20 protein-coding genes are annotated in these 24,646 nt (G+C 35.1%); 12 read left to right on the top strand and 8 right to left on the bottom strand.

The features are described from left to right. Nucleotides 1-302: 302 nt before the first annotated feature. Complete coding sequence (locus AAGU22_RS04085) at nt 303-1,433, bottom strand: M24 family metallopeptidase (RefSeq protein ID WP_458720958.1); 1,131 nt, start codon at nt 1,431-1,433, stop codon at nt 303-305. 80 nt (nt 1,434-1,513) lie between these two features. Between AAGU22_RS04085 and AAGU22_RS04090 the strand changes: the two genes are divergently transcribed. Next, nucleotides 1,514-2,647: a pyridoxal-phosphate-dependent aminotransferase family protein gene (locus AAGU22_RS04090; protein ID WP_458721737.1), complete on the top strand. Its 1,134-nt coding sequence runs from the start codon at nt 1,514-1,516 to the stop codon at nt 2,645-2,647. Between the two features lie 58 nt (nt 2,648-2,705). Next, nucleotides 2,706-3,545 (top strand): FKBP-type peptidyl-prolyl cis-trans isomerase, encoded by an 840-nt coding sequence (locus tag AAGU22_RS04095; RefSeq protein ID WP_458720959.1) that lies wholly within the window; start codon nt 2,706-2,708, stop codon nt 3,543-3,545. A gap of 38 nt (nt 3,546-3,583) precedes the next feature. Here AAGU22_RS04095 and AAGU22_RS04100 read toward each other — a convergent pair whose 3' ends face one another. Next, nucleotides 3,584-4,633 carry a sn-glycerol-1-phosphate dehydrogenase gene (locus AAGU22_RS04100; protein ID WP_458720960.1) on the bottom strand — a complete coding sequence of 350 codons (1,050 nt, stop codon included), beginning with the start codon at nt 4,631-4,633 and terminating at the stop codon, nt 3,584-3,586. Between the two features lie 79 nt (nt 4,634-4,712). Beyond that, nucleotides 4,713-5,060: a TRAM domain-containing protein gene (locus tag AAGU22_RS04105; protein ID WP_458720961.1), complete on the bottom strand. Its 348-nt coding sequence runs from the start codon at nt 5,058-5,060 to the stop codon at nt 4,713-4,715. A gap of 111 nt (nt 5,061-5,171) precedes the next feature. Between AAGU22_RS04105 and egtB the strand changes: the two genes are divergently transcribed. Further along, entirely contained in the window at nt 5,172-6,515 is a 1,344-nt protein-coding gene (gene egtB, locus AAGU22_RS04110) for an ergothioneine biosynthesis protein EgtB (protein WP_458720962.1), read from the top strand. Nucleotides 6,516-6,545: 30 nt separating this feature from the next. Here egtB and AAGU22_RS04115 read toward each other — a convergent pair whose 3' ends face one another. Then, on the bottom strand, nt 6,546-8,285 hold the full coding sequence (locus AAGU22_RS04115) for a Vgb family protein (protein WP_458720963.1): 1,740 nt from the start codon (nt 8,283-8,285) through the stop codon (nt 6,546-6,548). 299 nt (nt 8,286-8,584) lie between these two features. Here AAGU22_RS04115 and AAGU22_RS04120 point away from each other — a divergent pair, with 299 nt between their 5' ends. From AAGU22_RS04120 to sepF, 6 genes are all read left to right on the top strand, one after another. Beyond that, nucleotides 8,585-9,469: a hypothetical protein gene (locus AAGU22_RS04120; RefSeq protein ID WP_458720964.1), complete on the top strand. Its 885-nt coding sequence runs from the start codon at nt 8,585-8,587 to the stop codon at nt 9,467-9,469. A gap of 18 nt (nt 9,470-9,487) precedes the next feature. After that, on the top strand, nt 9,488-9,877 hold the full coding sequence (locus AAGU22_RS04125; RefSeq protein ID WP_458720965.1) for an RNA-binding domain-containing protein: 390 nt from the start codon (nt 9,488-9,490) through the stop codon (nt 9,875-9,877). Between the two features lie 11 nt (nt 9,878-9,888). After that, the gene (locus AAGU22_RS04130; RefSeq protein ID WP_458720966.1) at nt 9,889-10,485 is read left to right on the top strand and encodes a hypothetical protein; all 597 of its coding nucleotides are present in this window, start codon (nt 9,889-9,891) and stop codon (nt 10,483-10,485) included. Then, nucleotides 10,472-10,837 carry an Rpp14/Pop5 family protein gene (locus AAGU22_RS04135; RefSeq protein WP_458720967.1) on the top strand — a complete coding sequence of 122 codons (366 nt, stop codon included), beginning with the start codon at nt 10,472-10,474 and terminating at the stop codon, nt 10,835-10,837. The genes AAGU22_RS04130 and AAGU22_RS04135 overlap by 14 nt, the downstream gene beginning before the upstream one ends. A gap of 73 nt (nt 10,838-10,910) precedes the next feature. Then, nucleotides 10,911-11,990, top strand: coding sequence for a tRNA (5-methylaminomethyl-2-thiouridylate)-methyltransferase (locus AAGU22_RS04140; protein ID WP_458720968.1), 1,080 nt, complete (start codon nt 10,911-10,913; stop codon nt 11,988-11,990). A gap of 83 nt (nt 11,991-12,073) precedes the next feature. Then, entirely contained in the window at nt 12,074-12,361 is a 288-nt protein-coding gene (sepF, locus tag AAGU22_RS04145; RefSeq protein WP_458720969.1) for a cell division protein SepF, read from the top strand. 25 nt (nt 12,362-12,386) lie between these two features. Here sepF and AAGU22_RS04150 read toward each other — a convergent pair whose 3' ends face one another. Further along, entirely contained in the window at nt 12,387-14,282 is a 1,896-nt protein-coding gene (locus AAGU22_RS04150) for a beta-CASP ribonuclease aCPSF1 (protein WP_458720970.1), read from the bottom strand. 326 nt (nt 14,283-14,608) lie between these two features. Here AAGU22_RS04150 and AAGU22_RS04155 point away from each other — a divergent pair, with 326 nt between their 5' ends. Next, complete coding sequence (locus tag AAGU22_RS04155) at nt 14,609-17,401, top strand: DEAD/DEAH box helicase (RefSeq protein WP_458720971.1); 2,793 nt, start codon at nt 14,609-14,611, stop codon at nt 17,399-17,401. Nucleotides 17,402-17,455: 54 nt separating this feature from the next. Here the strand turns inward: AAGU22_RS04155 and AAGU22_RS04160 are convergent, their stop codons facing one another. The 3 genes from AAGU22_RS04160 to AAGU22_RS04170 all read right to left on the bottom strand — a co-directional run bounded on the left by AAGU22_RS04160 (nt 17,456) and on the right by AAGU22_RS04170 (nt 20,627). Further along, nucleotides 17,456-17,800: a hypothetical protein gene (locus AAGU22_RS04160; RefSeq protein WP_458720972.1), complete on the bottom strand. Its 345-nt coding sequence runs from the start codon at nt 17,798-17,800 to the stop codon at nt 17,456-17,458. Beyond that, on the bottom strand, nt 17,760-18,878 hold the full coding sequence (locus tag AAGU22_RS04165; RefSeq protein ID WP_458720973.1) for a hypothetical protein: 1,119 nt from the start codon (nt 18,876-18,878) through the stop codon (nt 17,760-17,762). Before AAGU22_RS04165 ends, AAGU22_RS04160 begins: the two co-directional genes overlap by 41 nt. 558 nt (nt 18,879-19,436) lie before the next feature. Continuing rightward, nucleotides 19,437-20,627 carry a hypothetical protein gene (locus AAGU22_RS04170; RefSeq protein ID WP_458720974.1) on the bottom strand — a complete coding sequence of 397 codons (1,191 nt, stop codon included), beginning with the start codon at nt 20,625-20,627 and terminating at the stop codon, nt 19,437-19,439. A 374-nt stretch (nt 20,628-21,001) separates the two neighbouring features. Here AAGU22_RS04170 and AAGU22_RS04175 point away from each other — a divergent pair, with 374 nt between their 5' ends. Both AAGU22_RS04175 and AAGU22_RS04180 read left to right on the top strand, forming a co-directional pair. Beyond that, a complete protein-coding gene (locus AAGU22_RS04175; RefSeq protein ID WP_458720975.1) occupies nt 21,002-21,253 on the top strand; it encodes a DNA-directed RNA polymerase subunit H in 252 nt (83 codons plus the stop codon). 8 nt (nt 21,254-21,261) lie between these two features. After that, nucleotides 21,262-24,624: a DNA-directed RNA polymerase subunit B gene (locus tag AAGU22_RS04180; RefSeq protein ID WP_458720976.1), complete on the top strand. Its 3,363-nt coding sequence runs from the start codon at nt 21,262-21,264 to the stop codon at nt 24,622-24,624. Nucleotides 24,625-24,646: the final 22 nt, after the last annotated feature.

Raw genomic sequence — 24,646 nt, forward strand, 5'->3', positions numbered from 1 at the left:
TGGGAGTGGATGTGAATCTCAATGGCTATATAGAGATATTGGTTTCATTTGCTAGTTAGAAGCTATTTACATTGATTGTATTAAAACAGTTTTCCTCAATTTAGAATCATTTTATTATTTCAAAATGTTTCCCTGATGAACCTTTACATTTGTTCTTATTTAGATCAATTGGGTCAGTTCGTCGCAGGGTCATCATTGTGATACTCAGACTGGAGCAGCTAATTACTTCATCCCCAAATACATCTTTTTTCTGATGGTATTTAGACACCTTTATTCGTTTTAATTACTTTGCTGAAAGCAATTCATAGGATAATCAACTCTTTGTTAAAGGAATTAAAATTTAGCGAATCAAATCCGAATCCAGTTTTTCCATTCTTCCTTTTACCTATGCATAAACTATCCTCTATTCTTACGCCGAATTTATTTTCCAAGTATATGCCAGGCTCTATAGTTATTGTCATATTTTCTTGGATGTGACTTGTTATTTTGGGTCTTATCCAAGGTGATTCATGGACCTCTAGGCCGATGCCGTGACCAGTTGAGTGAATAAAATATTCTCCAAACCCTTCCTTTTGAATTATTTCTCTGCAGGCTGCATCAACCAATGCGAAATTATCAGTTTCCGATAATCGTCTAATTCCGTTTTCCTGAGCAACTTTTACAATGTCATAAACATTTTTCATCTTATTTGAAATTCTTCCTATCCCAAAAGTTCTGGTCGCATCAGAAACATAATGATCATAACTTAAAGTAATGTCTATTACTATGAATTCATTTTTCCTAATTATCCTCCTGGATGTCTCAGCATGCGGAAAAGAAGTTTGTGATCCACTTGCAATTATTAATGGGTTAGAGGTAAATTGATAAGAAGGAAATTTGGCACCCATTTTGAGGGCTTCATATACAAGTATGGCCTGAATTTCTTCCTCAGCCATATTTACTTTAATTTCCTTGGTAGCAACTTCAAAAAGTTTATCAATTATATTAGAAGCTTTTCTTATTTTGTCAACTTCCTGTGCATCTTTTATTTCCCGTAGTTTTTCTACCGGGTTATAGTCAACTACTAGATCCCTTTTGCCTATTTTTTTACCGAGTTCTTTGATGATGTGATGATTATTATTACTATAGAAAACGAAATAATTTTCATCTAATTGATTAAATAAAGAATTAGTTAAGGTTTTGCCTCTTTCTGATGAAATTACATCACAATCCTTGGACATTCTTAAAGCGCGTGAGTACTCTAACTTTGGAACTATTAGTTTTGAATAAGTTTCAAATATGACTAAAATGCCTTCACCCCAAAAACCCGTAAGATAGAAAATATCTTCGGGCTTATCAAGAATCACGGCCACCTTATTAGTATTCTTTTGTTTTTCTCTCTGAGTATTTATGAGTTTGATTAATTTCTCTAGCCTATTATGGTGCTGATTCAAATACCTTTCCCCATATGAGACCAAAACAAATGAATTACTTATAAATAACGGGTAGGCTTCCTGTATTTTTGAAAGTTGCCATGGAATATCTAGTAATGTTGCCAGGACCGACCAATGTTCCCAACAGAGTCATGAATGCTATGTTAGCTCCTATAATTAATCATAGAAGTGAAGATTTTAGAATACTGTATAGATCGATAATAGAAAAAACTCAAAAGCTATTTCAGACTCAAGGTGACATAGTATTATTATCTTCCTCTGGTACCGGTGCAGTAGAAGCATCAGTAGTAAACCTAATAAAAAAAGATGATAAGGTAGTAATTCCTGTAAACGGTGAATTTAGCACAAGATTAGCGGATTTGATTGATAGCTGGGGAGGGAAATCTATTAGAATCGAATCGCCATATGGTGAGAACCCTCCATTCGAAAAATTCGAAGAAGTTTTTGACAAACATAAGGATATCAAAGCGTTGTATGCAGTTTACAATGAAACTTCAACAGGAACGACAATTAGGTATATGGACAAGTTAGGTGACCTGTGTTCCAGAAATGATTGTTTCTTTATCGCAGATTCTGTATCTATATTAGGTGGTGATGAGTTGCCCGTAGATAAGTGGAATATCGATTTATGTCTCACTGCTTCTCAAAAGGCTATAGCTGCTCCTCCGGGAGTTTCCCCGATTTCCATAAGTTCAAGGGCTAAAAAGTACATCCAAGAAAATTCTGCACCTATTCTCTATTTTAACCTCAAGAGATATTTTAAATATTATCAGGAACATTATGAAACACCTTTTACTCCTGCATTACCCTTATGTTATGCTTATGATGAAGCCCTTAATCTAATATTTGAGGAGGGGTTAGCAAATAGGATTGACCGACACAGAAGGTGTGCGGAGGCCTTCTACGAAGGTTTGGGAGCGATGGGATTGACTCCTTACGCGAAACTCGATGCACGGAGTAACGTCGTTATTGCTGTTAATTATTTGCCTGGAATAGACGATAAGAAATTTAGAGATATCTTGTCTAATGATTTTAAGATCCTAGTCGCAGGAGGGTTTGGAAACCTCAAAGGTAAAGTTTTTAGAATCGGATCAATGGGGGAAGTTAACAAATATCATGTCGTCAGGACATTGTCTGCCATAGAGTCTGCATTGAGAATGATGAACATCGATGTGCCATCTGGTGCAATCAATAAAGCCATTGCAAAATTATAAAACCCTAATTTTTGTTTTATTGTCAAACTTAATATAGGGAAAATTAACAGCGAATTTTATGACATTGGAAAAAGGTTCTCTTATTCTACTTGATTATACTGCTAAGATTAAAGATACTAATGAGATTTTTGAGACAACTAGAGCGGATGATGTTAAAAATAACCCCGACTATGATCCAAATAAGAAATATGAACCGCGTTTATTGGGTGTGGGAGAAGGCTGGGTACTAAAAGGCTTGGACGAAGCCTTACTAGAGTCAAGTACCGATACACCGCTAAATATTGAAATTCCGCCTGAAAAGGCATTTGGTGAACGAGATCCTTCTAAAGTCCGGATGATCCCGTTACGGAAACTAGGCGAAAAAGCAAATGAAGTAAGTATAGGAGATGTAATAGAATTAGATGATCGAATTGGAATCATCCGTTTTATTGGATCTGGACGAGTTCAAGTTGATTTTAACCACAAATATGCAGGAAGGACCCTTGTATATTCTGCCAATATTGTAAAAAAACTGGATGATGACAATGAAAAAATTTCAAACCTGATTAGGCGACGGTTGCCTATAGATTTAGCGGAAGTTAAATATGTAAATAAAGAATCTGATCTAGAAATATCTCTTCCTGAAAATACATTCTTGATAGAGGGTATTCAAATTATCAAAAGGGGAATATCCACAGATATTTTCAAATTTATTCCATCCCTGAAAACGATAGTATTTTTGGAAAAGTACACTAATTCTGTTTCAACCGCGGAGAAACCCTCAGAAGCGGAAAATACTGATGCTGGTGTAGACAATGATACTGGTAATGAGGATGCTGATACGGATAAGAAAGAAAATACAGAGATCGATGACAAATCCGCAGAGGTCGGTCCTAAATCTAAAAAGGAAAAATCCTAACTTTATTATTGTCATTAATACGCGATATAGAAATTTTTTTAATCTAAAATCCCTATTTCATCTAGAATGTCTTGATATTTTGACGGACCATAATCAAGCCTATTCAAGATGGTGTACCTTTCAGGCCGGATTTTCTTTGCAAGCAATAATGCTTCTACTAATTGATCTTTATCAACATTTATTCCCTTAGAGGTCGTGGGAGCACCAATTCTTTTTAGTGCATCTTTAATTTCTAACCAATCTAAATTATGTAATTTGGCCATTATGATAGTTCCAATCCCCACCCTTTCACCATGTAATCCGCACTTATTTTCGGTTATGTATTCTAGTGCATGGCTAAAGAGGTGCTCTGACCCTGAGCACGGCCTGCTACTTCCAGCTATACCTGCCGCTACTCCAGAACTTATTAATCCTTCAACTATAGTCCTTGTTAATTGAACGGTAATTTCATTTTTGATAATTTTCTTTGAAATATCTATAACCATTCTAAATCCTAGATGGGCCAGCTTTGCTGCATATTCGCCATAGTACTCGTTATTATAATCTCTTGCTAGTTCCCAATCCTTGATAGCAGTTGTCTTTGCAATCAAATCTCCGCATCCACTGGCGATTAGCCTATAGGGGGCGTTTGAAATAATGTCTAAATCTCCTATAATCTCTACAGGTGTATCTGCCTTTATAGAATAGGGTCTATCATTTCCCTTAAGCGAGACAAAAGGACTAGATATTCCATCATGTGATGCTGATGTGGGGATACTGACAAACGAGACTCTCAGCCTCGTCGCTACCATTTTTCCTAGATCTATACATCTACCTCCTCCCAGGCCTATAATGATGGAGATGTTCCTATCATTTAGTAGATTCGTAATCGAGTCGACTTGTTGGAATGATGCTTCTTTTGCAATTATCCATTCAAATTGGAGATTACTTTCAGCTAAACTCTCTTCTATAATCCCTGCTGTTTTATTTTTAACATTTTTACCAGTTATGATCGCAATTTTATTAATATTTTGGTCACTATTTTTGATGAACTCTCCTGAATTCCTTAAAATATTGTTCCCTATTATTACCTTCCTAGGTAACTGCATTACATGAGTCAAGCGGTAACTCATTTAATCATAAATAATTGAGAAAATTTGTGAAAAAAACTAGAAAAGTTTTTTAAGGTTATTCTTCAGGTTTAGCTTCTACCAAATCTGCTGTAGCATAACCTCTTCCTACTCGAGTAATCTTAACTTTGACTTTGTCTCCTACTTTCGTATTCGGAACGAAAATTACTAATCCTTGAATCCTTCCTACACCTGCATCCCCTCTTTTACTCATAGATTCTATATCTATCTCGTGTTCTTCTCCTGCATTTACTGGAGATGGCTTAAAAAATCTATTGTAGCTACCGCCTCCATTGCCATTACTGCCTCCATTGCTATTACTCCTATTATTGGGGTATCTTCTTTGACCATTGTCACCTTGTGAAATTTGTTCTATTCCTGATGGTTGTGATTCACTGTTTTCCAAACTATATCAGTACACTACTATAATATTATTGGATATTTCAACTTTGATATTATGAGATCATAGAAATAGGTAAATTATGTTAAAATACTTTTTTATTTATTAAAATACTGTATGCAAACCTCATTGCAAGTTGAAGGGTTGATCAAGGAGTTCATGGATGTGAGAAATACGACCTTGGAATTATTTTCTCCTCTGGAAATTGAGGATGCAGTGATGCAGTCGAGTGATTTTGGAAGCCCGCCTAATTGGCACATAGCACACGTGACATGGTTTTTTCACAAGATATTAGAAAAATATTCTAATATCTATAACAGGTATGATGACGATTTTAACCTCTCATATTTGAATTCTTATTATCAAAAATACGGGTCAATTCTCAAGAAAAGTGACAGAGGGAGATATCCAAGACCCACCGTAATGCAAACTATCAAGTACAGGAAGGAAATTGAGAAACTATTTGTAGACTTTATAAAATTAAGAACCAATGACCCAAAAGACTATTCAGATGAATTAATATTAGACATCTATACGGCAATTAATCACGAAAGACAGCATCAGGAGCTGATGATTTATGATTTTCAATACTATTATAATCGATTTCCTGACGATTCTGACAACTATGTTCCAAGAAAGGTTAATACCCCTCTTGTCGTGGAACAGGTTCCAAAAGAAATGATACATATTGATGGCGGTTTATTTTTGCTTGGCTATAAAGGTAAAGAGTTTTGTTACGATAATGAGTTACCAGAAAACCAAGTTTATTTGAATAAGTACAAGATTGATAATAAATTAGTTACAAACCAGGAATTCCTGGAATTTGTTGAAGCAGGCGGATATCAAAATTACCGATATTGGTTAGCGGATGGCTGGGATATGGTATTGTCTGAAAATTGGAACTCACCGCTTTATTGGATGTTTAACAAAGACGATAAAAAATGGAAAAAAAAGGATTTTCGAGGTATTCAGGAAATTAGAATGGATGAACCAGTTGTAAATTTGAGCTATTATGAAGCTGATGCTTTTTGTAAATGGGCCAAAAAGAGGTTGCCAACTGAGGCCGAATGGGAAAAAGCTGCTTCATGGGATAGCAATTCTAATTCCAAAACAATTTATCCTTGGGGTAATACTCAAATGACTAATGAAAACGCCAATCTTCTAGATTCTCATTTATGGCATCCTGTTGAAGCCGGTTGCTACCCAAAAGGCAAGAGTCACTACGGGTGCTATCAAATGATCGGCGATGTTTGGGAATGGACTTCGTCTGAATATGTGTTATATCCCGGTTTTCAATCCAGATTTGAGGAATATACTGACAAATGGGCAATTAATCAAAAGGTACTTCGTGGAGGGAGCTTTGCTACTCCAAAAGAACAAATACGTAGTAGCTACAGAAACTATTTCAAACCTCATGATCGGATACTCTTTTCAGGTTTTAGATGTGCAGCTGACGCATAAATTTTCAATTGAGAAAAGTGGGTCAGGTTGTCAATCTGAATTTTTTAATTCTACTTTCTTTAAAATAGAAAAATCTTGGCCTTCTAATCCTATCATCAAGGAGTAGTTTCCTGGGGGAATATGTTGCGTTCCTCCCAGGGTGACATCTATCTTCCCTAGGTGCGTTGTTTCATTTTCTATCAATTCTTGGGAGTCAATTTCAATAATTTCAGGATTAAAAGAAACCTGCATACCCATTAAGTCTCCATTAGGTACAAATGTCCCTGAGATTATTGGCTTAAAGAAGATCGTGCCATTGTTGGTGAAAGCTTGCATGTGTTTCTGGAAGTCAAAACCTGGATCACTTTTGTTAACGGATATCTCTATACTTTCAATACTATTGTTACCATTACGCAGGCTTATTACTTTAGGATTAACGGACAGAGATATGGGGATAACTTTATCTAAATTAATAAAACCTATCTTATTTTCCGATTGTTCTGTAAACCAGACACCTGATCCAATGCCCGACGAATTATTGGATGACTCTGTCGATACGTCAAATTGCAGTACGTTAGAGTAGCCGCATTGATTGCTACCATTGATAGGATCGCATACAGAATAATGAATATTTTGTGTTGGTATCCAATACTCAATCAATGTATCATTGTCTGGGGCAAATCTCGCAATTTTGTTTCCAACATGTTCGTTAGTCCAAATCGAATTATCTTTGGTAGTCTTTATCCAATAGGGTAAGGTATTTTTGTATAGATTTACAGATTTGTTTGAGATGTCGTTATAATCAATTCCAACAATTCTAGATGAAAGTGGTGATGTTACAACATGTTCTATATTCAGACTTGTTGGGTTATTAGAGTTCCCTGGAGGAGATATTTTGTAAAAAGAGCTAGTAGCATGGTCTGTTATCCAGACTTTACCGTGCGAATCCACTGCTATACCCGTTGGAGATTTAATGTTTGTAGGTAATTCAAAGATATCAAATTTATTATCTGCTATACTGTACCTGATTAAGACACCTTTTTTTTCAAACGCTAGAGCTGTTATCCAAATTTTTTTGTTTACTTTATCAATTGCCAACGATCCCAGCCCTACTTCGTAATTTGGAATAGATTGAAATACATTCTTTAGCGGAATTGGTATTTCTTTGAGACCTTCTGAGGTTCCATTTATCATCTTATCTATTTGACCATGCCACAAAGAGAGAGATCTTATTCCTACAAAATACATGCTATTATTATTTTCAAATCCCATTGATATCGGATATGAGGTAGAAAAAAAATCTGAATGAAAAGGAATGGGGTAATTATAAAATTTCTTTTCTATTTTATCAAACTTCCATAACGAATTTAATTTTTCATCCGTGAACCAGAGGCTATTCAACGTATTATCTAGTTTTATGTCCCAACTCCAAGAATTACCCGCAGGAAGGTCTCTTGAGTACCAGAAAGGTATTCTGTAGGACTCAAATATCTGTTTAGACGGATCAAATCCAAATAAGGTTCCATTCCTGGTGGAGATGAACCATACCTTGTTCTCTGCATTATCAAAAGTAATAGCTATGGGGATACTACATATCTCCGGTACCTTAAATTCTGTTACAAAATAATTGGAATTTGGTGCACTTTCCATCCCACAATTCCACTTTTCATATTCCAAAATTTGATTGGTCGTTTGTTGTTTGATTGTAGACGCCAATACGTTCGGATAACTAATAATCAATGATAAACCAAAAATTGACAATAGGATAATTGAAAGGATTACAACAACCATCTTTTTCAGCATAATATCGTACCCTATACTTGGGATCTGAGACATAAGATTTCGTCATATATATTTTCTACAATGTTTATTAATTTGTTTGTGTGTTCTGGAGTAATTTCTCAGTTTGGAATCCTCTATATTGCTAGGACTCTCGGGTAGCCAGGGGATAGTTTCAGTCATATAAACGGAGTTTGATATGTGATCCTTGAGTCTATAATTATTAGAAATATTCTTTAGTGAATTATTTGCCTGTCCAAAATATCTGGAGTTAGCATAACTTATATTTTGGATTCAAGGATTGCCTGCATATGGCAAAAGGTTCCAGACGAGGGGGCAGGGTTCGTGATAAATGGAGAGATAAACAATGGATTATAGTAAATGCTCCGCCCGCATTTGACAGAGTCCCTCTAAATTATATCCCAATTTCCGATGTTAGTAATGCAAAAGGAAGGGTAATTGAAAATACATTGTATGATGTGCTCAAACAAGATCCAACCCAACATCAAACCAAGATTTTTGTTCAGATTGATAGGATTAATTCTGGAATGGCTTCAACAATATTTAAAGGACATGAATATGCAAAAGAGTTTCTGCGAAGCCTCATCCGACGAGGCAGCTCTATGATAAATTATGTTGACGAATACACAACAGCTGATGGTTATGTTTTTAGGGTGTCTGCTACAGCTTTTAGTCAGAGAAGAATAAATTCAGCAAAGAAACATGAAATTAGACTTTCTATGGCTAAATTACTGGCTGAAAAGATTCCTATACTCTCTCTTGATGAGTTTGTAAAAGAAGTGACTATGGGAAAAATGAGTTCTGAAATGATGGATGTTGCAAAGAAAATAGCTATTATCCGTCATGTGGGTGTAAAGAAAACTAGGCTTCTTTCCTCTCCTCTAGGGGTCAATGAGGAAAAAACCGATGCGGATGGGTCTAATAAAGAAGCTAATTCTGAAGTTTCTACAGAAGCTAATTCTGAAGTTTCTACAGAAGCTAATTCTGAAGTTTCTACAGAAGCTAATTCTGAAGTTTCTACAGAAGCTAATTCTGAAGTTTCTACAGAAGCTAATTCTGAAGTTTCTACAGAAGCTAATTCTGAAGTTTCTACAGAAGCTAATTCTGAAGTTTCTACAGAAAAAGAGGTTGCAACTTCTTTCAAAGAAGAAATAGACAAAGAAGTAGGCACTTAGTATTTCTTAATTTTTGAATTGTTTTCATCCGTAGATATCTCTATTTTAGTTCATGCAACGGAGGATGAAAACAAAATATTGAATCATATTTTGGAAAATTTTAGACTCTCTACCAATATGGTGACAATTGATTATGTAAAAACTGAAGGCCATTGGAAGAATCCAATAATGCGTTTAACCATATCAACATCATCCAGTATTGATCGTCTCTATACGTACCTCTGCAATCAGTTAAGAATTAACTATGGATCTGAGGAACTTGATCAATATTTGAAAAACAACCTTGATGAAAAAGGCTCGGTATATATTCGTCTAGATAAGCAAAAACTTTGTGCAAGGACTCTTTTACTTTCTGATACAGATGCCGTTAGACTGATTTTCAAAAAGAAAGGAAAATTTGAAAAATAGATTGATTACTGTTGGCTAAAAATAGATATATTATAGACCTTTCAGTTGGTTTTTCTTTTCCCCAAGGGACAATATCGTTCATCAAAAAATTCTTTTCCCTAGATGTAATGGGAATTTATGACACCAGCTCATTGGCTATAAAAAAGGACTCTCTAGTGTTGAGGATAGAAAATACCAAACAAGGTATCACTACCATTAAAAAGAACTATATTTATCTTTATTATCAAGATTTTCTTGGAAATCTGGATAATACATATGGCAACACTGATATCTTGACAATAAATGATTTTTTTAATCCTAAGAATCTTTTAAGGAAATTATCAGGCAAGAATATTGGATTCGAATTTTTGGTCTCAAAACTAAGATACTTAGATACATCACAGGTAGGTAGATGGTTTTCTTTTATGAAATATTTTTATAGTCTCTGTAAAAGATATGGACATCAATTTATACTATCCAGTGGTGCTAAGAATATCTATGAGCTATTTTCTTCGCGAATGATCAATTCTATTCTTGATAAATTGGAAGTTTCTTCTACCGAATATTGGTCTGATCTAAACCAGTGGTTGCCGCGTAAAAAGAGGGGTATGATTTATGACCCTCTCTAAAAAAAAATATCGTTATATTGGTATTTATCTATCCAGTCGGTTATCTTTAAATAAATCTGCGATCCTAGAAGAAATTTCTGGAAGATATTTGGGATTATTTGGATCAATTGATTATAGTAAAGCCAACATCAGAATTATCAATATTAATAATATTCCTGATACAATTATCATATTAAAATGCCGATTGGAATCTTTGACTAATACATTGATATCTCTGAGCCTTATTGATTTGGAATTGATGATTATCTCTATATCAGGTACGCTAAAGCAACTCAAGAAAAAAATACTAGCATTCTTGGGTTATATTTCTGAGAATCAAAAAGATCTGACGTTTAACTTCAAAGATAGCTAAGTATAAAGATGTCAGTAAGCAACTATATACAATTCGAGACATAATGTTCAAATTAACTTCAACGAAATCAACATTGGAAGAAAAAAAAGAACTGCTTAACGATGGTACCAAAGATACAAGGGATAGGGAAAAAACTAAGGCAGTAGCGTTATTATCGGGAGGTCTAGACAGCCACTTGGCAGTTAGGATGATGAAGGAACAAGGTATTGAGGTAGAGGCAGTTGCAATTAAGACACCATTCTGCGATTTTGATTGTGGGAAGGGGTGTGGACACAGGGTCCTAGAAGTTGCTTCTGAACTTGACATAAAGTTAAAAACTGTTTACTTAGGAAAGGAATATCTCAACATGTTAAAGAATCCTAAACACGGATATGGTTCAGGGATGAATCCTTGCATCGACTGTAGGATGATGATGTACGATGAAGCTAAGAAACATATGGACGAAATTGGAGCCGATTTTATCATTACCGGTGAAGTCCTACATCAGAGACCGATGAGTCAAAATTCAAACGCTCTGTCTATCATTGAAAAAGGCACCGAAATGGAAGGCAAGGTACTTAGACCATTATCCGCACGATTGCTGCCATTAACAAATCCGGAAAATAATGGATTGATAAATCGTTCAATGCTCGGAGCCATACGAGGACGTTCCAGAAAGGGCCAACTAGATTTAGCCGATAAATATGGAATAGCAAATCCGCCTAATTCTGCTGGTGGATGTCTTTTAACCGATCCTCAATTTTCAAAAAGAGTTAGGGATCTTTTCAAATTTTCAATTCAAGAGCCAAGTATCAATGATGTAGAACTCTTGAAAATAGGGAGGCACTTTAGATTGAACTCCTTCTCAAAACTAATTGTAGGGCGCAACCATGCTGAGAATGAGATGATTAAATCCTTGTGCAATGATACCGATTATTTAGTACAGCCAATGACAGTCCCAGGTCCAACATCTATATTGAGGCTAAATGTTAATCCAGATTTACGAAAGCATAAGAATCTATTAGAATTATCCATACAAATTACCTTGCGTTACTCTGATACAGAGGCGGAATATAAATACGAAGTTTCAGTGGCTAATAGAAGACAGAAATTGGTTAGGAAAATTTCGTCCCTGCCATGTACAAAAAATATAATAGAAGATTACAGAATTTGAATATGCTGTTATATTTAGTCTTTAGTATCTTTCAATCTTCATATTAATCAAGCAGGTTATACACCAATTATATATCTGATAATATGCAAACAAAGAAAATTGGGGAAAGGCCTATCTATTTAAAGACTTTTACACTTCGTAATCCAAAGGATATTATTGAAATTAAAAAAGATATCGAAAAAAATATGATAATTATTATCAGAATAACACCGTTGGCACAGAGAGATGTTGGAGAACTGAAAGTAGTAGTGGAAGATCTTTATAAATCCGTTACCATCTTAGGGGGAGATATTGCGAGATTGGGTGAAGAACGTATTATAATAACGCCTCCTGAAGTAAAAATATGGCAGAGCAATCAAGAAACACCATAATCCAAATATCTATGAGTTTGTTACATTACAATAGTTTTATGGCTTCTTGATTTTGCAAGTACTGTGTTGAAATGTTATGGACTTTGCTAGAATAACCAGAAAAGTTTTGGACTTTGGATTTCTCACCGTGATTTACCAATATTTTTCTAAGCTTTGGTCTAAGTCTAGAAATATATGCATTTAGTTGATTAAAATCAGAATGCGAATTAAATGAGTACATTGTTTCAATAGCGCACTTTATCTCAAAGTCCTCGTCGTTTAACGAAAACCTTCTTTGCCCTTCTATAATCTCTTTCCCTAAAGTCATACCAGTTGGTTTATTTGTAAAAATTATTAGATTCCCAGGATCAGCTGAGACCTTTTTTAGGTAATCCTTGGAGTATTTGCAATTTAACATTGAAGAAGGATAAATGATGATGCCTGGATCCAATTCTTGCGTATTTATATCGGAAATTGAAGTTATATTTCTTGAGCGGAAGGGATTATAATCATTTGAGATTATGGATTGTTGTAACTCTCGATTTAAGAATTCCAAGTTAAATTCGTGTATAGAATTAATTTCGGTTATCAACTTATCAATATATAATTTGCATTTCATTATTTTTTTTTGTTTAATAAGCATATCCAACGTAATTAATAATTCTTGAGACGTTCCAATTAACTGAGACGGCATCAAAACCAATTTTTGATTCCCTATCACCTTATTGATCTCTTCTATTAATCTTTCTTGCGCATCTTCTCGAGACAAATATGAGTCTTCTCTTCCACCATTAGTTCCTTCAATTAGGAGTGTTTCTACCCTGGGGAAATTCCACACTGCATTTTCCAAATATGAACTTTTTCCAAATTTTATATCTCCAGTATAAACAAAATTGTGATCCCCATTTCCCAAATGGATATGAAACGACGATGAGCCAATAATATGTCCTGCATTGTAAAATGTGACTTTAATATCCGGGGCAACATCGGTAACGATATTATAATTAAGATGAATTAGATGTGAAAAAATCTTTTCAAATTCCTTGTCCGTATAATGTGAATCAGATCCGTAGTGTTTCACATATTCTCTATACAGGACATACATTAGGTATGAAGTGGGTTCTGTACAATAAACAGGACCATCGTAACCGTACTTGAATAACATCGGTAAAAATCCAGTATGGTCAAAATGGGCATGTGTTAACAAAACAGCATCAATTCCAGAAAGCTTGATTCCGGTAGAGTCAAATCGTGGAAACCTTGACAAAGGATCTTTAGTATATATGTTCATACCACAGTCCAACAAAACGTTACTTTCATTGGTGCTTAATATCATTGACGATCTGCCAATTTCCGCAAATCCCCCCAAGGAGTTTAAATTTGCCTCAATATTCGGATCCAACTTTTCCCGAAATATTTTTTCACCTATTCTCTTATAAAACTGAATGCGATAGTCTGAAGCATTCCTAATAATCTTGTTAATATTCTTGATTGCGACCATGCTTTTTGGGGCCTTTTTAAATGATATTTTCCAACCTGATTCTAGGATGATATTATTTATGATCTTTTCATCCTTTATTATTTCAGATATTTTTCTTACAAATATGGTGGCTTCTCCCAATGCGGGATCAAACAATATATCCGTTATTCCTGATTCCTGAGGAATATGCTTTTCTGCTATCTTTTGAACTTCTCTCTCGTCAATTCTGATTGCTTCATCTATCCTCCATACAATTCGTTTTTTTATTTGACCCACTATATTAGACAGAATTTTGTTATTCTCGAGCAAAAATTGAGGTTTGTTTGTGTGAAGTGCTATTCTAGGACCTTCATATTCAATTTTGGTCAGAGAACATTCTTTAGGTAGATTCTGTAATATTGTTGCCATTACCGATTGACTATCTTGTAAGTTCTGGCTCGATTCAAAGGACCTCGAGTACATTTGAATCACAGTTTTTGATTAAAATCAAATAGTAAAACAATTAACAAGGAACTTTTGAATATAAAAACCTATTTCTTTATTTTCCTATTGATGTTTAACATATTTATAAGATGATTACCAATATCTATCAGTCCAAACTATGGCAGATTATTTTGACAATTTGGTTTTTTCATCATCAATTATTATATTTGTTGCCGCTCTGATTTGTATATTTGCTTATGAGTTTATCTTTAGGAGTAAAGGCAATATTATTGAAAAATCTAGAATGATACAAAAAATAAATAAAAAGGGTTCTAAACTTAAACAAAACCAACAGCCTGATAGAGTTGAAAAGTAGTTACGCTCAATTAGAACAACATATATTAAATAAATTTTCAAAAGAATCCTTTGCAAAATTAACTTCAATCCAGGACCAATCATATAGAGTTTTAGCACGAAGGCAAGATTCTCTATTGGTAGCTCCAACGGGTTCAGGAAAAACTGAATCTGCTATAATACCTGTAATTACTATGTTGGCTGAGGACAAATGTGGGGCATCCATGGATGGTGAAGGTATAAGGTGCTTGTATATTACACCGCAACGCTCACTCAATAACGATGTTTTTAGAAGAATCATAAAGTATGCAACTTCTGAAAATCTAAAAGTCGAAATTAGGCATGGTGACACATCATACACCAAGCGTAAAAAAATTTATCAAAATCCACCTGATATACTGATAACAACTCCGGAATCCTTGTCAATTATATTAGTAAATGAAAAGATGGGTCATTTATTGAAAACGGTAAGATGGATTATCATTGATGAAATCCACGAGATCATCTCGTCCAAACGAGGATCTTACCTATCATTATGTCTGGAACGTCTGACTTTTTTTTCTAGTGGCTTTTGTAGAATTGGTATATCAGCTACAGTTGGGAATCATGCTGAAACAGCTCGTTTTTTGGTGGGAAAAGATAAAAAATGTTCGATATTAGTGGACAAAACTCTTAGAAAATATGATATTGAACTTAAGCATATAGATGGATCAATTAAAGAAGTTTCCACATATATCTTAGACTATTTATCTAAAACTCATTCAAACTCTTCTGTTTTGTTATTTACCAACACTCGGGATGAATCTGAATTTATGGGTACCGTATTGAAAAATCAATGTAATTTACAGGTTCAAATACATCATGGTTCTCTATCAAGAGATGCTCGAGAAGAAACTGAAAAATTTTTGAGAACTGGTATCGCTGGAATTGTAGTGTGTACGTCTTCCCTTGAATTGGGTTTAGATATCGGATCAATCGATCTTGTAATACATTACGGATCTCCAAGACAGGTATCAAAATTAATACAAAGGATTGGACGTAGTAGGCATACTCGGAGATTATCGGCTAAGGGCTTGATAATTACAAATAACTATGATGATTTTTTAGAATCGCTGAGCATAATCCAAAGAGTTAGGAGAGGATCCATTGAAGATCAGATTCCACATGAGTGCCCGCTTGATGTGTTGGCACATAATATTGTCGGGATGACATTACAAACCAGAGAAAAGCTGAATTTGGAAAAATTATATGGGTCCTTTTCCTCTGCTTACTTGTTCAGATCTTTATCGTATTTCGATTTCATGGATTGCATAAATATACTCCTAAATAGTTTTCTAATCCGGTTGGATGTGGAAAAAAAACATATTACAAGAACGGGAAAGTCTTATAGGTATTATTATGAAAATGTTTCCACAATACCTCATATTGTTAAATTCGATGTAATTGATTCGATATCAAAAAAGAGAATTGGTACATTGGATCAACAATTTGTGGGAGATTACGGTGAAAAAGGTAATGTGTTTGTGCTCAGGGGCTCACAGTGGAGAATATTAGTAATAGATGAGGGAAAATTTCAAGTTCACGTTGAACCGCTAAGCGGTGCTCCAATTAATGTTCCATATTGGGTAGGGGAGATGATTCCAGTTGACTATGAAACTGCGATGATGGTAGGCGAATTAAGAAAAAAAATTAGGTCAGGGAATTCCAAAAAAATTGATATTAGTTTCTCTGATACAGATCCAAAAATAATAGCTAATATGTCCAGGAATATGAAATCTTTGGATGTAATTCCGGATTCTTCAAATCTAGTCTTTGAGACGATACCTACAGAAAGTATTGTAGTAGTCCACAGTACCCTTGGCTCAAAAATCAATAACACCTTAGGCTCATTATTGTCTACATTTCTTTCATCAAAGACGGGTTACATAATTGAAACTAGATCAGATCCATATAGAATATTACTAAGCTCTGTAAATATTAGATTAAGACAGAATCATATTTTCTCTTTATTTGATGATGAATTTGATGTGGAATCAGTACTAATAGCATCTTTTAGTGGGACATATAACATTAATTGGAAAGTGTGGGGTATAGCAAAGCGATTTGGAATTATAAAAAAAGAGTCTATTTACGACAAGAGGGTGGCACGCATGCTTTACGATAGATATTATAAGACTTCTCTTAGCAAGGAATCAATTAGAGAATTAGTCCATGATAAGTATGATGTAAAAAAGACATCGCAGATAATCAAGGATATAAAATCTGGAGCCATCAATTTGCACTGGTTAGACACTCATGAATTTTCGGGACTCGCACAACCTATTTTGTCACGTTCTAAAAAATCAATTTCTGCCCCACTTGGCTTAGAAAAGGGGATATTAGAATTGGTAAAAGAACGCTTGACAACAACAAAGCATAAGTTAGTTTGTATGAGATGTGGTAAATGGGAAAGGATATTTGAAACTAAGGATATACCAAACAAATTGGGTTGTCCATTCTGCAAATCCAAATTAGTTGCGGCTACTTTTTGGAAGGATGGCGATCTGGGTAATATCATTGGTAGGAAAATTACTGGGGCCAGGCTTTCAAAAGATGAAGAACATAAATTTGATAAGGCCTGGAAAATAGCTTCTTTAATAAATAATTTTGGAAAAATGGCTGTTTTTGTGTTATCGGGTCATGGAATTGGAGCTGATACTTGTGCCAGGATTTTGCGTAACTATACCGATGATGAGAACTTGTTGAAAACAATCTATGAAGCTGAAAAACAATATGTAATGACGAGAGGATTTTGGGACAACTGATGAATCTTGTCTTTTTCTAGAATCTTTATGTAATTATGATTCAACCTGACCATCTTAACTTATTTTGATAATATTTGAATAAGGCTTAAGTGATAACTCAATATTTCCTTCTTTGCCACTTGCTGCGTTTACTCCTAAAATTCTTACTCTTTCACCTATCTTAAGATCAATTACTAGGCCGCTACTCTCTCTCCAACCCACTAGTCTCATTTCTCCTGTGTCATCACCCACTATAGTGTCTGCTACTGACACGATTTCCCCACTTTTAGTGTTTACATCCATTTTATTTGGATTCTGAAGAACTATGACCTCGACCACATATGGCTTGTTCATGCTATCTACTTCCATTATTTTGCTTTCAAACTGGTCGCTTTTGGGGATATCTCTGTCCTCCCTCAAGAATCTGTACGTACGATTCTTGACCAGTTATTTCGATTGTATTTCCAAGAACCCTACTAGGGTAACATTCAATTATATCATCAGTTTCAAAATGAATATCAAATAGTTTATTATCTATTGATAATAAATATGACTTGCCATCTTTATCTATCGCCATACAATGCGTTTTCCTTTCTGTTGGATCGAGCCTAGCAGAGACGATCCTCAATGTATAGCTCTCTACAGGTTCTATTTGTTCCACAAATTCAAATCCAGTGCCCTCGTCACCATGTATTTCTAAATCACCGTTACTAAAATTAGGGTTACCTATTTTTGTCTTGACACCGATCAATTTAATTTTTGAACCAGTTGTCAAAGATTTTGGTACCTTCTCATCATTTATATTCCAAATGATTGATCGAATTTTCCTGGTGTTGCTATCATTTGATAACTCCATGTGTAGGGATTTTGCACGTTCTCCTCTACTATTGGTGAATGCAGAAATCCTCGGATCTGAAGTAATTCTTCCAGAAATAACCATATTTTCCTTTGGAACATCAAGATCATCAATCGTTTCAGTTAATTCAGAGAGTAACGGAATTTGATATTTATCATTTTCTGAAACTATTTCAATTGATCCGTTGCTGCTCAAGTTGATAATGGGCTTATTGTCCATCCCTGCTTTGACCTGTCCCTTTGAAACTTTAATCAAATCTCCAAGCTTTAAATCAAGCTGTTCAGGCAAATCTACAAAATCATCCCAAAGCTTTATTTTGACATTTGAGTCTTTATCATAAATATGGATAATTCTATTCCTTGATTCCAGGTTTGAATCCCTCTTTAAAAATATTTTGATCGGATTAATAGTCATGATTCTGCCGACAGTAGTTACATCCCTGGCGCCAACAAATACATCTTTAAGACTATATTCTGATTTTGGAGTTTTTTCCAAGGAAATACCTAAATCTGCGGCCACTAGGAATAATGCTCCCTGGTCTGTCAAATACCCTGCACCCACATTGGTCTTTTTATCTTCAATCATTGTCTTTAATTTCTCAAAATTTAAATCGTGTTTTTCTTCCAATATTATTTCAATCATTTTATTATAGTCTAGTGCCAATTATGATGATCTAATTTACATTACATATTTTAATTTAAAAAAATTTTCGTAGAATGTTAACTTATATACATATAATTTTTATCCAATATTCACGTTTCAAGTGAAATTGTTAACCATTTACTTAGCTAGTCATAGGAAAATTAATTAAGAATACCATTAGAATGATGATTCCTAATGGATTTGTTATAATAAAGTTGACTATTTATTAAATCGCAAGAGGATATTACATAGCTAGCAGTTTTTGATCGGCAAAATAATTTTAGATATACATGTAGAATGGGTTCTTAGATTCCTACAATTATTTTTTAGCACACATTTCCAAAAGAAAACCTATATCAGATTGATAGGTAATGTTTATGGATTTGATGCAGTAGATTTTCAGTCATATGCTTGAGCAAACGAAATAGTTATACTTCAAGCATAGGGATATCTTTGATTTTTCAACTGTCGCAGCTTCTAACTCAATTTTTTAAGGTTTATAATGGTTTTATATTTGAACTCTATCTACTACCAAAGTATGCAATTTACCCCTTGTTTCTATTTACTCGATTTTACCCTCCTCCTGCGATACGTGAAATAAACAACAGCAATAATTATTCCGAGTATGAATGAAATAATGGGTATCAGGAAAAAAGGACTCTGATCATCACCTTGGATATCATTAGATTTAGAAATCTCTAATCCGGACTGATTTTGACTGGTCATGTTATTAGGTTCCGTACCGATGATTTTGATTACTCTAGCATCTTTTCCAAATTCTATTACCAATTTTCTGTTATCGTTATCTAAAGTGTATTCCCCAGATGATGTATTGCTCCCTACACTGGAGGATGATATATTTGAATCAATTTTATCAATAATTTCCTTATATTTTCCTGGTTGGTTATTTACAAGTACTGTAAAGTTCTTATCTTCTTCGCCTATCCTCGAATCTATTATGTTCCGGGGCAGATCAATTGATAGCTCACCGTTTTCGTCATAAGATAAAATATCAAGATTTAGGGTCTTGATTTTTGGATTTGATTCTAATTGGAGACCATTTAGGCTTCCGCCTTTTAGCTCGACGTTTGTGTAATCAATTTTACTATTAACTGTTATGGGAATAATTTGTTGTAATATTTTGTCTAATCCGGACTGATTTTGACTGGTCATGTTATTAGGTTCCGTACCGATGATTTTGATTACTCTAGCATCTTTTCCAAATTCTATTACCAATTTTCTGTTATCGTTATCTAAAGTGTATTCCCCAGATGATGTATTGCTCCCTACACTGGAGGATGATATATTTGAATCAATTTTATCAATAATTTCCTTATATTTTCCTGGTTGGTTATTTACAAGTACTGTAAAGTTCTTATCTTCTTCGCCTATCCTCGAATCTATTATGTTCCGGGGCAGATCAATTTTTATAATATCTGACTTATTTTGACCTGGAGTCAATACAAGAATTATGCTCCTTTGATCATTATCATAAAGTATGTTATTAATTCTATCTCCTGCACTAGAGATTGAGATTGGATTAAGAATGCTACCTGTTTTGACTTGATAATAGATATCTTTTTTGAAAAATGGATGATCAGGCTGATCTCCATTTGTGGATGTGTTTTCAAAGATTTCGTCTTGAATCTTAGGAGCACCCATAGTAGTGGTATTTTCATTATTCAAACTAGATAACGCATCTCTAAAATCAAAGTCGGTGGTACTAAATATTACTACAAACGTTGACATCGTGAGTAGGTATACTCCAATCAACACCGAACTTCCATACTTCCACAATAGTTTAGTATAGATTCGATCATATGATATAAGAATTCTGCGTGGACTATTACTTTAACAGTCAAAATGTGCCCTTCGATGTAGCTATTATTGATAACGGTGTGATCTATGGGGGATAATTTTTCAAATAGACTATTATGAAATGGATATTTAACAACATTGAAATTTCATTCCCTATACCGATATACAATTGGTTTTCGGGATTATTTTGCCATCTTCTGAGTATCCTGATGGAATATTATATATATTCGATTACAGCTTTATTCGATACTTGACATTTATTTTGTTATTACGTGATTCAGCAATTGGTATGGGGGATTTGTGTATTGTCAGCTGAGAAGAAAGAGATAAGAATAGTTGATCATATATACCAACCTAAACATGAAATTCTAACAAAGGATGAAGCTGAAATTGTATTTAAGAAATTTAATTCTAAACCCAGTCAATTCCCATATATGATGTCTTCTGATAAAGGCATTCAAGGGTTAGAAGCTCAACCTGGGGATGTTATTAAAATTACCCGAAAGAGTTCTACTGCAGGTGAAAGTGTATATTACCGATATGTAGTAGAAGGTTGATCTAGGGAATGACAGTCAGTATCAGTAATAATTCTATAGATATGTGGCCTATAATCAATGATATTTTGCGACGAGAGGGAGTAGCAAGACAACATCTTAATTCTTACAATGAGTTCATTGAACGTGGACTCCAAAGCATAATTGACGAAGTTAACGAGATAGAAATTGAAACGGCCGAATATCCATATAAAATTAAATTGGGAAAAATAAAAATGCAGCAACCTAGGATCATGGAGTTAGATGGATCAATTACTCACGTGGCACCAGTCGAAGCTCGACTTCGCAATTTAACTTACGCCTCTCCAATCATGTTGGAATGCAGCATAGTTGAAGAGGGCAAAACTTTGGAATCCAGATTTATACATATTGGTGATATGCCTGTAATGGTGAAGTCAAACGCTTGTATGCTTCATAATTATTCTGAATCAAAATTAGTCGATGTAGGGGAAGACCCAAAGGATCCAGGTGGATATTTCATAATAAACGGGTCAGAAAGGGTAATTGTTGGATTGGAGGATCTTTCTTATAATAAGATTATCGTTGATATCGAGGAAACATCGGGTACCATGTTATACAAGGCTAAAGTATATTCTTCAATTGTTGGATATCGTGCAAAATTGGAGTTGATTATGAGGCCCGACGGTTCCATTGTTTCAAAGATTCCAGGTTCTCCAGTTGATATCCCACTTATCATATTAGTAAGAGCATTAGGCTTGGAGTCTGACAAAGATATTGCCAATGCAGTTTCCTTGAATGATACCATCCAGGACGAACTTGAACCTTCTTTTGAAAAATCTGGCGAAGTTGCTACCAGCAGAGATGCCATAATCTACATAAGCAAAAGAATTGCACCAGGCATGCTAGAGGAGTTTCAAATAAAACGAGCTGAAACATTACTTGACTGGGGGCTATTGCCTCATCTTGGTAAGAATCCTGATAACCGGTACGAAAAGGCATTATTCCTAGGCGAATCCGCATGCAAGTTAGTTGAATTAAATCTTAATTGGATTGAACCAGATGATAAGGACCACTATGGTAATAAAGTAATAAAATTTGCAGGTCAGATGCTAGCAGACTTGTTCAGGACCGCTTTTAGGAACCTAATAAGAGATATGAAGTATCAATTAGAAAGATCTGGTCAAAAACGAGGAATCAATGCAGTTGCAGCTGCTGTCAGGCCTGGAATTATCTCTGACAAGTTAAATAATGCTATAGCTACCGGAAATTGGGGTAGGGGTAGGGTAGGTGTTACCCAACTTCTAGATAGAACAAATTACATGTCTACAGTTAGTCACTTAAGAAGAATCCAGTCCCCACTAAGTCGTAGCCAACCCAATTTTGAAGCTAGGGATTTGCATGCAACTCATTTTGGACGTATTTGTCCATCCGAAACCCCAGAAGGATCAAATTGTGGCTTGGTTAAAAACTTGGCACTGTCTGCAGTAATATCAGTCAGCGTTTTATCATCAGATGTAATTGAAAAGTTATACGAATTGGGTGTTCAAAATGTGAACGAGACGAATGATGATTTGAAACAAAAAGGTGCTAGGATATTTGTCGATGGTCGTTTAATTGGATACATAGAAGATGGTCGTAATTTATCAAATAGGTTGCGTACTATGAGGCGATCTGGCAGAATGCATCCCCACATGGGAATCTATTTTTATTCTTCTTTAAATGACAACGCAACAAAAAGATTGTATATTAGTTGTAACTCAGGCAGGGTTTTACGACCCCTGGCAATTGTAAAAGATGGTAATATCTTACTGACAAAGGAAGTTATCGAAAAAATTTCAAAGAAATTCTTGTCATGGACTGATCTTTTATACATGGGAATTATAGAACTGGTAGATGCTAATGAGGAAGAAAATTGCTATATTGCAAGTGAACTAAGGAACATAACAAACGACCATACGCATGTTGAGATCTTTTTATCTTCGATATTGGGTGTAGGAGCTTCTATCATTCCCTACCCTGAACATAATCAATCACCTAGGAATACATACGAGAGTGCAATGGCAAAACAAAGTTTGGGATTCTCTACCCCACTAATGAATGCAAGTACATATGTAAGACAACATTTTATGCTATATCCGCAGATGCCTGTTGTAAGTACCAAAGCAATTAACTTATTGGGATTAGATGAACGACCAACCGGTCAAAATTGTGTAGTAGCGGTCTTGCCATTTGAAGGATATAATATTGAAGATGCCGTAGTTTTTAGTAAATCATCTGTAGATAGGGGATTAGCACGTACTTTCTTCTATCGTGTGTATGAGGCTGAAGCTAAACAATATCCTGGTGGAATGAAGGATACATTTGAAATCCCTTCCTCTGAAGCTAACATTCGCGGTTATCGTGGAGAAAAATCTTACCGTTTGTTAGAACCAGATGGTGCAATAATGCATGAATCAGTAGTTAATGGGGGTGATATTTTGATAGGCCGAACCTCCCCACCCAGATTCATGGAGGAATATAAAGAGTTTGAAGTTAAGGGTCCATATCGACGGGACACATCAATCGGTGTCAGACCATCAGAGAACGGAGTGGTCGATACTGTTATCATGACGCAGTCAGTCGAAGGCGGCAAAATGTACAAGATTAGAGTGAGAGATATGCGAATTCCTGAGATAGGGGATAAATTTGCCTCCCGTCATGGTCAAAAAGGAGTTGTTGGTATGCTTGTAAACCAAGAGGACTTGCCTTATACAGAAGATGGTGTAGTTCCTGATGTGATGATCAACCCCCACGCATTTCCTTCTAGAATGACCGTTGGGATGTTCATGGAATCATTGGGCGGTAAAGCAGCTTCTTTGAGGGGCAAAATAGTTGATGGTTCTGCATTTTTAGGTGAAAAATTGAATGATATTAAGGATGTAATGGAATCATACGGATTCAAGCATAGTGGAAAAGAAGTAATGTATGACGGGAGGACCGGGAAGAGATTCCCTGTTGATGTATATGTTGGCGTAGTTTATTACCAAAAGCTACATCATATGGTAGCCGACAAGATCCATAGTAGAGCTAGGGGTCAAGTTCAAATGCTAACAAAGCAACCTACAGAAGGTAGAGCTCGTGGGGGAGGGTTAAGGTTTGGAGAAATGGAAAGAGATTGTTTAATTGCTTATGGTGCGTCAATGATGCTAAAGGACAGACTTTTAGAAGAATCTGATAAAGCGGAGATTAACGTATGTGAGAGATGCGGTTTGTTATCATATTTTGATACAAAACAGAGAAAATATGTATGCAGGGTCTGCGGTGACAAAGGAAAAATTTCTAGCGTTATAATCGCATATGCCTTCAAATTGTTATTGCAAGAAATGATGAGTTTAAATGTCGCCCCACGCTTATTGGTAAAGGAGAAGGTTTAATCTTTTTGTTTTTATATAATGG

Source organism: Candidatus Nitrosocosmicus sp. R (assembly GCF_054408505.1).

Coding starts and splice junctions, on each gene's coding strand:
- AAGU22_RS04135 (WP_458720967.1), top strand. CDS start 10,472: ATGACCCTCTCTAAAAAAAAATATCGTTATATTGGTATTTATCTATCC.
- sepF (WP_458720969.1), top strand. CDS start 12,074: ATGCAAACAAAGAAAATTGGGGAAAGGCCTATCTATTTAAAGACTTTT.
- AAGU22_RS04090 (WP_458721737.1), top strand. CDS start 1,514: ATGGAATATCTAGTAATGTTGCCAGGACCGACCAATGTTCCCAACAGA.
- AAGU22_RS04095 (WP_458720959.1), top strand. CDS start 2,706: ATGACATTGGAAAAAGGTTCTCTTATTCTACTTGATTATACTGCTAAG.
- AAGU22_RS04115 (WP_458720963.1), bottom strand. CDS start 8,285: ATGGTTGTTGTAATCCTTTCAATTATCCTATTGTCAATTTTTGGTTTA.
- AAGU22_RS04180 (WP_458720976.1), top strand. CDS start 21,262: ATGACAGTCAGTATCAGTAATAATTCTATAGATATGTGGCCTATAATC.
- AAGU22_RS04100 (WP_458720960.1), bottom strand. CDS start 4,633: ATGCAGTTACCTAGGAAGGTAATAATAGGGAACAATATTTTAAGGAAT.
- AAGU22_RS04120 (WP_458720964.1), top strand. CDS start 8,585: ATGGCAAAAGGTTCCAGACGAGGGGGCAGGGTTCGTGATAAATGGAGA.
- AAGU22_RS04150 (WP_458720970.1), bottom strand. CDS start 14,282: ATGTACTCGAGGTCCTTTGAATCGAGCCAGAACTTACAAGATAGTCAA.
- egtB (WP_458720962.1), top strand. CDS start 5,172: ATGCAAACCTCATTGCAAGTTGAAGGGTTGATCAAGGAGTTCATGGAT.
- AAGU22_RS04165 (WP_458720973.1), bottom strand. CDS start 18,878: ATGATTGAAATAATATTGGAAGAAAAACACGATTTAAATTTTGAGAAA.
- AAGU22_RS04170 (WP_458720974.1), bottom strand. CDS start 20,627: ATGTCAACGTTTGTAGTAATATTTAGTACCACCGACTTTGATTTTAGA.